The following is an 8,679-nucleotide window of genomic DNA, read 5'->3' as shown; positions in this document are numbered from 1 at the left end:
CCATAGATTATTAGAACATTGTCCTTTTCGATGATTTCTTCATTGTCCTTTAAGCTTTCAGGAATGGTGTAATTCAAGGATTCATAAGCTATTTTTCTCTCTTGCCTAATTGATCTGTCTAAAATCTTTTCAATGTCGTTGTAATGTTCCTTATTTATTCCAAAATATCTTAAGTAAGCCTTTGTAATGAAGATGTCTGATTTCTCGTTCAGATACTCTGATTGTGCCTTTGCCAGTCCATTGGTAACGCTATCTGATTCGATTTCCTTATAGTCAGCTATTTCAAGCCCTGATAATATTAGATTGTTAATTACATTTGGATTTTCATTAAGGATTTCAATAGCTATTGATGAGCCGATTCCTAATGCTACAATATTTACCTTTTCAATGCCCTTATTGTTGATAATATGATTAATGAATTCCGCTATTTTTTCAGAGGATTTCTCTATTGTGAAATCATCTTCTGATAGGCTCTCGCCATGATTTGGGAGATCAAGGAATATGCAATGGAATCCCTTAAAAAACTTATCGTAAGATTCTTTTTGTCTTTTCCAAATCCATTTGTCTAATAATTTAGCATGCAAAAACAGTATAGTTTCGCTGTTTTCCTCACCAATCTCCTCATATGCCAAATCATTGTAATGTCTTAAAGTCATTTTATCATCAATTATTTTTTAATATTAACTTTTTTAATATTAACTTGTTTAATTAGTTGCCTTGCTATCGAACAAAGCATATAAATTTATTAATGTTAATGGTTATATATTATATTAATTCTTATTATAATTTTTTAATCTAAAAAAGGATTAGTGATAAAATGAAAGCTGACGCATACAAAATTGTAGATGATGTTTACTGGGTAGGAGTTTTAGACTGGGATATCCGTGACTACCATGGATACACCTTAAATGGAACTACCTACAACTGTTATTTAGTATTTGGGGAAGATAAGGTAGCTTTAATCGATAATGTTTATCCTGGAAAATCTGAACAGTTCTGGGGAAGAATTAAAGATGCACTCGAGAAGGAAGGAAGAGAATTCAAAATGGATGTAGTTATCCTATACCACATTGAAAACGACCACAGCGGTTCCTTAAGTGAAGTTGTTGCAAAATTCCCTGATGTTGAAGTTTACTGTTCCAAAAAGGCAGAACCTGGTCTTAAGAACCACTTGCCAGAACTTGCAGACTTTGAATTCAACACTGTGAAAACCGGTGACTCATTGGATATTGGTGGAAAAACCTTCCAATTCGTAAATGCTCCTATGCTTCACTGGCCTGACAGCATGTTTACAATGTTGATGGAAGAGGGAATATTGTTCTCCAACGATGCATTCGGTCAGCACATCTGCTTGTCTGAAAGATTGGATAAGGATGTAGACCCTGTAATCCTCACTGAAGCTGCAAGAAAATACTACGCTAACTTGATTACCCTTTCATCTCCAATGGTTGGAAGAAAAATCGAAGAGCTTGCAAAATTAGGATTAGTGGACGTTCTAAAGATGATTGCTCCATGTCACGGTCAAATATTCACAGACCCAAGCTTCATCATTGACCTTTACACCAAATGGTCTACTGGAACTTACGAAGGAAACAAGATCACCTTCATTTATGACACTATGCACCATTCAACCCAAAGAATGGCTCATGCAATGGCTGAAGGTGTAATGAGTGAAGGCGTTGAAGTCAAGATGTACTTCATGCACGATGATGACAAAAGTGATGCTGTAACTGATGTACTTGATTCAAAAGCAATCTTTGTAGGAGCTCCAACCATGATGAACAATCCATTCCCAGGTATCGGAGATGTAATGTACTACCTCAACTGTCTCAGTTTCGGAAACATTGAAACCAAAAAGGCAGTTGTATTTGGTCCCAAAGGATGGGCTGGAGGTTCTGCAAGAATCTTGGCTGCAAACCTTGAAGGAGCAGGATTTGAAGTCGTTGACCAAATGGAACTTGACTTCAAGCCAACTGAAGAGCAACTTGAAGAATGCTACGAATTAGGTAAAAAAGTAGCTCAAATGATTAAAGAATAGTTTTTTCACTATTCTCTTTTTTTATTTTTTTTAAAAATTTTTTATTCAAATATTATCTCTTTTTTTTTAATTTTTATCAAATTATTGTTCGGTGATTTCCATTAGTGAAGAAGATGACTTGAGAATGATTGAGGAACATAACCAAAAGGCAGTTGAAGAACTGGTTGAAAATTTTTCATATGTTTATGTTTATTTCGTTGATGGAAGATCATTTACTTTAACTAAGGAAAGCAAGTTTGAATTCAAGAATGGTAAATTCCATATTTATGATAAGGATATTGAAGTAGATATATTGGATATTGAATTGATTGAATTTGCAGACTAGTTTTTTCACCATTTAACAGGTTAAAATATCAATATATAAATATTAAAATTAACAAACTATGTTTAAAAAGGAGTTGTTTATAATGAACAAACAAAATATATTTGCTTTGATATTATTGACAATCGTTCTTTTAGCTGTCGTTTCTGTCAGCGGATGCATTGGAGGATCTGATGATTCTGCAACTGATTCATCTGGAGACTCTGATGATTCTGGTGGTTCTATCCTTGGTGGTGGCGATTCAGACAGTGACGATGATGATAACGACGACAAAAACGATAAAGATGATAACGACGACAAAGATGATGATGACGATTGAAGCCACTTGTTTTCAATTGAATCAACATTACACAAGCAGTATTTTAGAATAGGCTGGAATTTATGATCTCAGTCTAAACTCTTTTTTTTTTAAATTGCTAGCTTTTATCAAAAAATTTTTACTGTTTTTTTATTTTATTATTTTAATTTTATTCAAATTTTTAAAAACTCTTATAAACTTCAAAAATATATAATAATATAATTAAGTTTTAGGAGAGAAAGTAATGAATAAAAGAACAATTCTTATTTTGCTTGTTTTGGCTATTGCAGTTGTAGGATTCACTATAGGTCCGGCTGCTGCTGCAACAACCACTATTAAGATGGGCAAATATAAAGATGTAGGTAGCAAGGATAGGATCTTGACTTTCTATCAGCCAAAAGATGCACAAAATGTTAAAGGAGTATATGCAGCTATCTTCTACCACGATAAGAAAAAAGGGGATGACTTCAGGCCTCACACTTATGTATTGAGAAAGATGACTGTTTACTATAAGAATAAGAAAGGAAAAGTAATTACAAGAACAGTTAAGGCAAGCAATATCAGTGGCCTTATGTTGCTTTCCACTAAAAAGATCAGTGGTTACACTCCTTATAAGGCTAAAATCACTTACACAAAAATGACTAAAAAAGAGAAAAAGGTTATTATGAACCCTCTTTTCTAATCTATTTTTTTTTTAAATTTTTTTAATTTTTTTATATTTTATTAATTCAATTCTATTTTTTCTATTTTTTTAAAAAGAGATAAAGGATTAATTATTCATTAATCCATCTTTCTACAGCATCTTTTGCATCATATACATTTGCACCAGGAATTGATAATCCTTTTTTGATTAGAGCTCCTTCGCACAACTTTTTCAAGTCTTTTTGGGATGATCCGAAACCGGAACCCTCATGGGTTACAAAAGGCTTAACTGTTTTTCCTGCAAAATCGAGTTGTTCCAATTGTGTAAACATAGGCATTGGCAATGTTCCCCACCAGTTTGGAAAACCGATATATACAGTGTCATATGCATCAATGCTTTCTAATGTTTCTTTTATTTCAGGTCTTGCATCTTCTTGCTGTTCCTTTTTAGCAACGTCAATGCACTTCATGTAATCTGCAGGATATTCAACTGCAGGTTCAACTTTGAATAAGTCTGCATTATCCAATTCCTGAATATATTCTGCAATCACTTCTGTGTTTCCTTTTTCAATGTTTTTTAATACTCCGCCAAAGTAGTTTTCACCACTTCTTGAAAAATAAATTACAATGCTTGCCATAATGATATCTCCTTTTAATCTTTTAATTCCACAATAATCTTTCTAAAAAAATATTAATAAATCTATTTATAATGATTGCTTATTGCAATTCTAATGAGTATCTTCCACTAGCTATTGATGCTATAACTCCACCATCAACCAATAAGTCTATTCCTGTAATGAATGAGGAATCATCATTAAGTAAGAATTCTGCAGCTCTTGCTATTTCTTCGGATGTTCCAACTCTTCTTGCAGCGGATGAATTGATCATTTCCTGATAGCCTTCTCCTGCAGCTTCAAATTCATCATAAGCAAGTGGGGTTACAATGATTCCAGGGGAAATTGAATTTATTCTTGCTCCCTTATCTGCCCAAGTAGTTGCAGCTGCAGTTCTCACTCTTAAATGGTTTGCTCTTTTTGCAACAACATATGCAACTCCAGAATTAGCCATTGCGTCATTTTTAATGAAATCCAAATCCTTTAACTCATTGGTAGGGGTTAATGCAATTTGCTGTTCTATTTCAGATGGCAAATCCATCATGTAACCAGTTTGGCTTGATATAATGAGTCCTGCTCCTCCTTTAGAGATATATTTAGCAAAAATATCTATAGCAACAGATGTTGCAACCAAATCCAGGTTTATGATATGTTCTGGGCTTGCTTGATTTGGAGATGCCCCTGCAGTGTCAATGAAATATTTGATTTTTCCAAGTTCGCTAGCTTTTTTAGCGAATTCCTCTACGGATTCTTCATCTAATGCATCTACGATTTGAGTTTCAACAATATATCCATTATATCTAAGCTCTTGAGCTCTTGCCTTAAGGTTCTCTTCACTTATATCTCCAAGAAATATGATTCTATTTGTGCTTATTCTCTTGATTATTGCTGTACCCATGCTTCCAGCACCAAGCAATACAACAACTTCCTTGTCTTCATTTAAATTAAATTCCATATTATTATCTCCATACAATTTTTGATAATAGCTTTTTGAGAATTATTTTTTCATCTTCTGTTAAGTCAGAAGTGACTTCCTTTTCCCATTCATCAATTACCTTGATTAGTTTGTCTGTCTTTTCAACTCCTTTTTCAGTTAGTTCAACAATCTTTTTTCGCCTGTTTTCCGGATTTTCTATTCTGATGATATACTCTTCATCCTCGAATTTCTTCAATAGCTTTGCCATATATGCTCCACTTACCTTGAATAATTCAACCAAATCATGTTGGGTGGATCTTCCGGTAAATCTTATTCTTAAAAGAACGGAATATTCTTTTATAGTTAAATCAGGATTTTCCAGATTGACATCATAATATGAACCATAGTCTGATATCAGTTCCTCCACATAATGATACAAGAACATGTTTTCCGGATTTTCATTAATTTTCATAATATCTAAATATAATTTTATACCACTTCATATAAATAGTTAACCTTTGTTAACAGTTAACTATATATAATAATTTATACATATAAGTTTTTATCAAGCATAAAGGATGGTCAATATGAAAGTCATGTTAGTAAATGGAAGTCCAAACAAGAAAGGTTCCACATATACTGCACTAAAGCAAATTCAAGACACTTTAAGAGAGGAAGAGATTGATTCAGAAATCTATCAGATAGGTCATAAGGACATTAGAGGCTGCATTGATTGCAGGAAATGCAGTGAACTTGGAAAATGCGTATTTGATGATGAAGTCAATAGCTTTGTTGAGAAGGCTGAAGAATTTGATGGATTCATATTTGGAGGGCCAGTCTATTACGGGAATGTAAATCCAACACTAACAAATTTCATGACAAGAGTATTTTTCTCATCCTTTTTTGGTGGAAAAAGAATATTCAGATTGAAGCCTGCAGCTGCTGTAGCCAGTGCAAGAAGAGCAGGTACAATGACTGCAATAGATACCATAAACAGGTTTTTCACATGGGGTGAGATGCCGATAATAAGCTCAAGCTATTGGAATGTGATTTATGGAAACAATGCAGATGAAGCGCTTCAGGACATTGAAGGATTAAGAACAATGACTGTTTTGGCAAGAAATATGGCATGGTTCTTAAAAATAAAGGAATTAAGCATTAAGGAAGGAATTGAACTTCCTGAAGTAACAAAATAATTTAATTTAATTTTAAAACTACAAAAAATAATTTAAAAAGAGTGGATAATATGGAAAGAATTGATTTAGATCAAATTACACAAGAAGAATTGGAATTGTCAATCAAGCAATCAAAATTATTGTTTAAATTCAATCACACTGAACCTATGACTGAGGAATATGCTTCAATCCTCAATGAATTGTTAGATGGCAACATTGGTGAAAACAGCACTATCACAACACCATTTGCAGGTGCAGCATTCAATAATATAAAGCTTGGAAACAACGTTTTCATCAACAGCAACTGCTTGGCAATGGCAAGAGGCGGAATCACTATAGACGATGATGTGATGATTGCTGGAAATGTGCAGTTACTCTCAAACAATCATGACGAATACGAAAGGCAAGTGTTAACCTGTGAAGAGATTGTCATCCAAAAAGGTGCATGGATTGGTGCTGGAGCGTCAATCTTGCCAGGAGTCAATGTTGGAAAATATGCAATTGTTGGAGCTGGAGCAATCGTTACAAAGGATGTTCCTGACTATGCAGTTGTGGTAGGAATTCCTGCAAAGGTAGTAAAGACATTGGATAAGGATAAGTTCCCAGAATAGGTTTTGTTATTATGAGTGTGTCTGTAGTCGATAAGGGAAATTTAAATCAAGACCAAGAGGACGTGTTGGAAAGATTCATTGAATTTCAATATGCAATGATTGAAAAGGATCTTGAAAAGCTGAATGAACTTTTAGAGGATAACTACACTCTCACACATATGTCTGGAAAGACTCAGACAAAGGATGAGTATATCGGAGAGATAATGGATGGAACTCTCAATTACTATAAATCCATTATCCACAATCCCATTATAACGATAAAAGAAAAAGACAAGGCTATTTTAAAGGCAGATGTCACTCTTGATGCAAAGGTTTATGGAATAAAGGGAACATGGACATTGCATAGCGAGCAGACAATGGAAAAAATCGATGGGAATTGGTTTTTAAGCAAATGGGACAATTAAAATTTTTATTTTTTTAACTTTATTTTATTATTTCAATTTTTTTTATTTTAGCTATTTTTTTAAATTTCTTATATATTTATATCCATTATAAACAAAACTTTTTTATAGTAAAGCAAACCTATGTATAACTATATGGATAATTTAATATAGATTAAATATAATTTAATTTTTATTATGAATTCTTATAATTAATTCTTATAATTACTACTAAATTATCTTATTTAAAAATAACATTGATTAAAATTAAGGAGATTATTATGGCACAAATTAATCAACCTATGTATATTTTACGTGATGATACTGAAAGATTTCAAGGAAATCAAGCTTTAAGAATGAATATTTTTGCAAGTCAAATATTAGCAAGCATTGTAAGAACCACTCTTGGTCCAAAAGGAATGGACAAAATGTTAGTGGACAAGAAAATGGGAGATGTTGTTGTAACCAATGACGGAGCAACTATCTTGCAGGAAATGGATATTGCACACCCTGCAGCAAAAATGCTTGTGGAAATTGCAAGAAAACAGGAAAATGTAGTTGGAGACGGAACCACCACTGTTGTAATCATTGCTGGTGAATTACTTAAAAAAGCTATGGAATTATATGAAGATGGAATTGCAATTCCAACCATCCTTTTAGGTTACAGATTAGCAGTTACAAAAGCAATGGATATTTTATTCAGCATTTCCACTGATGCAAGAGATCCAGATACCTTATTTGGAATTGCAAAAACCGCAATGACTGGTAAAGGTTCCGATTATGCTAAAGATGAACTTGCAGAATTGCTTGTTCAAGCTGCACTCAAAGTTGAAGAAGGAGAAAAATTAGACAAAACCCTTATCAAAATCCACAGAATCAATGGTGGAAGTGTAGAAGACTCCTTGATTGTTGACGGTATCTATATTGCCCAAGGCAGAGCTAATGAATCCATGCCTGAAGAAATGCGTGATGCTAAAATCGCTTTAATGAAATATCCTTTAGAATTGAAAGATTTGGAAAACGCTAAAGTTGATTTCACTGACCCATTGCAAATGCAAGCTTTCCTTGACAGTGAACAGGAAACCCTTAAGGAAATTGCAGATAAGATTATCGATTCCGGATGTAATGTATTGTTCTGTCAAAAAGGTATTGATGATGTAGTGCAACATCACTTGTCCAAAGCTGGAATCATGGCTTTCAAAAGAGTTAAAAACACTGACGTAAAGAGAATCATGAAAGCTACTGGGGCTGAACTCATTACCAATATTGAAGACTTGACTCCTGACGTATTAGGTAAGGCAGGTTACATTCACCAAGAAAAAGTCTTTGACCAAATCATTACCTTCATTGAAGAATGTGAAGACCCTAAAGCAAGTTCCATTTTAATCCGTGGAAGTACCAGACACGTTTCCTCTGAAATCGAAAGAGCTATGGAAGACGCATTAGGTGTAGTTGCAGCTACTGTTGAAGATGGAAAAGTCGTATACGGTGGAGGAGCTCCTGAAATTGAAATTGCAAGACAACTCAGAACCTATGCTAATACAATCAGCGGAAGAGAACAAGTGGCTGTAAATGCATTTGCAGATGCTTTGGAAATTGTACCAAGAACCTTATCTGAAAATGCTGGTTTAGACACCATTGACCTTTTAGTTGAACTTAGAGCAGCTCATGAAGATAATATCA

12 protein-coding genes are annotated in these 8,679 nt (G+C 33.7%); 8 read left to right on the top strand and 4 right to left on the bottom strand.

Annotation, left to right across the window (positions count from 1 at the left end; all coding sequences use genetic code 11):
* Window positions 1-656 (bottom strand): alpha/beta fold hydrolase (locus tag ACKI32_RS05365; protein WP_407414255.1); only part of this gene is annotated, 656 nt, incomplete at its 3' end.
* Between the two features lie 161 nt (window positions 657-817).
* Here ACKI32_RS05365 and ACKI32_RS05360 point away from each other — a divergent pair.
* The 4 genes from ACKI32_RS05360 (at window position 818) to ACKI32_RS05345 (ending at window position 3,340) form a co-directional block, all read left to right on the top strand.
* Entirely contained in the window at window positions 818-2,038 is a 1,221-nt protein-coding gene (locus tag ACKI32_RS05360; protein WP_407414252.1) for an FprA family A-type flavoprotein, read from the top strand.
* A gap of 91 nt (window positions 2,039-2,129) precedes the next feature.
* A complete protein-coding gene (locus ACKI32_RS05355; RefSeq protein WP_407414250.1) occupies window positions 2,130-2,363 on the top strand; it encodes a hypothetical protein in 234 nt (77 codons plus the stop codon).
* 82 nt (window positions 2,364-2,445) lie between these two features.
* Window positions 2,446-2,679, top strand: coding sequence for a hypothetical protein (locus tag ACKI32_RS05350; RefSeq protein WP_407414248.1), 234 nt, complete (start codon window positions 2,446-2,448; stop codon window positions 2,677-2,679).
* A gap of 223 nt (window positions 2,680-2,902) precedes the next feature.
* Window positions 2,903-3,340, top strand: coding sequence for a hypothetical protein (locus ACKI32_RS05345; protein ID WP_407414246.1), 438 nt, complete (start codon window positions 2,903-2,905; stop codon window positions 3,338-3,340).
* 91 nt (window positions 3,341-3,431) lie between these two features.
* On the opposite strand, the gene ACKI32_RS05340 is transcribed toward ACKI32_RS05345, so the two are convergent.
* The 3 genes from ACKI32_RS05340 to ACKI32_RS05330 all read right to left on the bottom strand — a co-directional run bounded on the left by ACKI32_RS05340 (window position 3,432) and on the right by ACKI32_RS05330 (window position 5,302).
* Window positions 3,432-3,941, bottom strand: a complete 510-nt coding sequence (locus ACKI32_RS05340) for a flavodoxin (RefSeq protein ID WP_407414257.1) — start codon at window positions 3,939-3,941, stop codon at window positions 3,432-3,434.
* A 76-nt stretch (window positions 3,942-4,017) separates the two neighbouring features.
* Entirely contained in the window at window positions 4,018-4,869 is an 852-nt protein-coding gene (locus ACKI32_RS05335; protein ID WP_407414244.1) for an SDR family oxidoreductase, read from the bottom strand.
* Between the two features lie 4 nt (window positions 4,870-4,873).
* Window positions 4,874-5,302, bottom strand: coding sequence for a MarR family winged helix-turn-helix transcriptional regulator (locus ACKI32_RS05330; RefSeq protein WP_407414242.1), 429 nt, complete (start codon window positions 5,300-5,302; stop codon window positions 4,874-4,876).
* Window positions 5,303-5,417: 115 nt separating this feature from the next.
* Between ACKI32_RS05330 and ACKI32_RS05325 the strand changes: the two genes are divergently transcribed.
* The 4 genes from ACKI32_RS05325 to thsA all read left to right on the top strand — a co-directional run.
* The gene (locus ACKI32_RS05325) at window positions 5,418-6,026 is read left to right on the top strand and encodes a flavodoxin family protein (protein ID WP_407414240.1); all 609 of its coding nucleotides are present in this window, start codon (window positions 5,418-5,420) and stop codon (window positions 6,024-6,026) included.
* Between the two features lie 50 nt (window positions 6,027-6,076).
* On the top strand, window positions 6,077-6,616 hold the full coding sequence (locus tag ACKI32_RS05320; protein ID WP_407414238.1) for a DapH/DapD/GlmU-related protein: 540 nt from the start codon (window positions 6,077-6,079) through the stop codon (window positions 6,614-6,616).
* An 11-nt stretch (window positions 6,617-6,627) separates the two neighbouring features.
* Window positions 6,628-7,020, top strand: a complete 393-nt coding sequence (locus ACKI32_RS05315; protein WP_407414236.1) for a nuclear transport factor 2 family protein — start codon at window positions 6,628-6,630, stop codon at window positions 7,018-7,020.
* A gap of 257 nt (window positions 7,021-7,277) precedes the next feature.
* On the top strand, window positions 7,278-8,679 hold a 1,402-nt coding region (gene thsA, locus ACKI32_RS05310; protein ID WP_407414234.1), incomplete at its 3' end, for a thermosome subunit alpha.

This window comes from Methanobrevibacter sp. (assembly GCF_045611865.1).
GTDB lineage: Archaea > Methanobacteriota > Methanobacteria > Methanobacteriales > Methanobacteriaceae > Methanocatella.
This window is presented reverse-complemented; position numbering and strand designations above follow the sequence as displayed.

Bases quoted from the DNA above. Each gene is read 5' to 3' on its own strand.
- ACKI32_RS05360 (WP_407414252.1), top strand. From the start codon at position 818: ATGAAAGCTGACGCATACAAAATTGTAGATGATGTTTACTGGGTAGGA.
- ACKI32_RS05350 (WP_407414248.1), top strand. From the start codon at position 2,446: ATGAACAAACAAAATATATTTGCTTTGATATTATTGACAATCGTTCTT.
- ACKI32_RS05345 (WP_407414246.1), top strand. From the start codon at position 2,903: ATGAATAAAAGAACAATTCTTATTTTGCTTGTTTTGGCTATTGCAGTT.
- ACKI32_RS05335 (WP_407414244.1), bottom strand. From the start codon at position 4,869: ATGGAATTTAATTTAAATGAAGACAAGGAAGTTGTTGTATTGCTTGGT.
- ACKI32_RS05330 (WP_407414242.1), bottom strand. From the start codon at position 5,302: ATGAAAATTAATGAAAATCCGGAAAACATGTTCTTGTATCATTATGTG.
- ACKI32_RS05325 (WP_407414240.1), top strand. From the start codon at position 5,418: ATGAAAGTCATGTTAGTAAATGGAAGTCCAAACAAGAAAGGTTCCACA.
- ACKI32_RS05320 (WP_407414238.1), top strand. From the start codon at position 6,077: ATGGAAAGAATTGATTTAGATCAAATTACACAAGAAGAATTGGAATTG.
- ACKI32_RS05315 (WP_407414236.1), top strand. From the start codon at position 6,628: ATGAGTGTGTCTGTAGTCGATAAGGGAAATTTAAATCAAGACCAAGAG.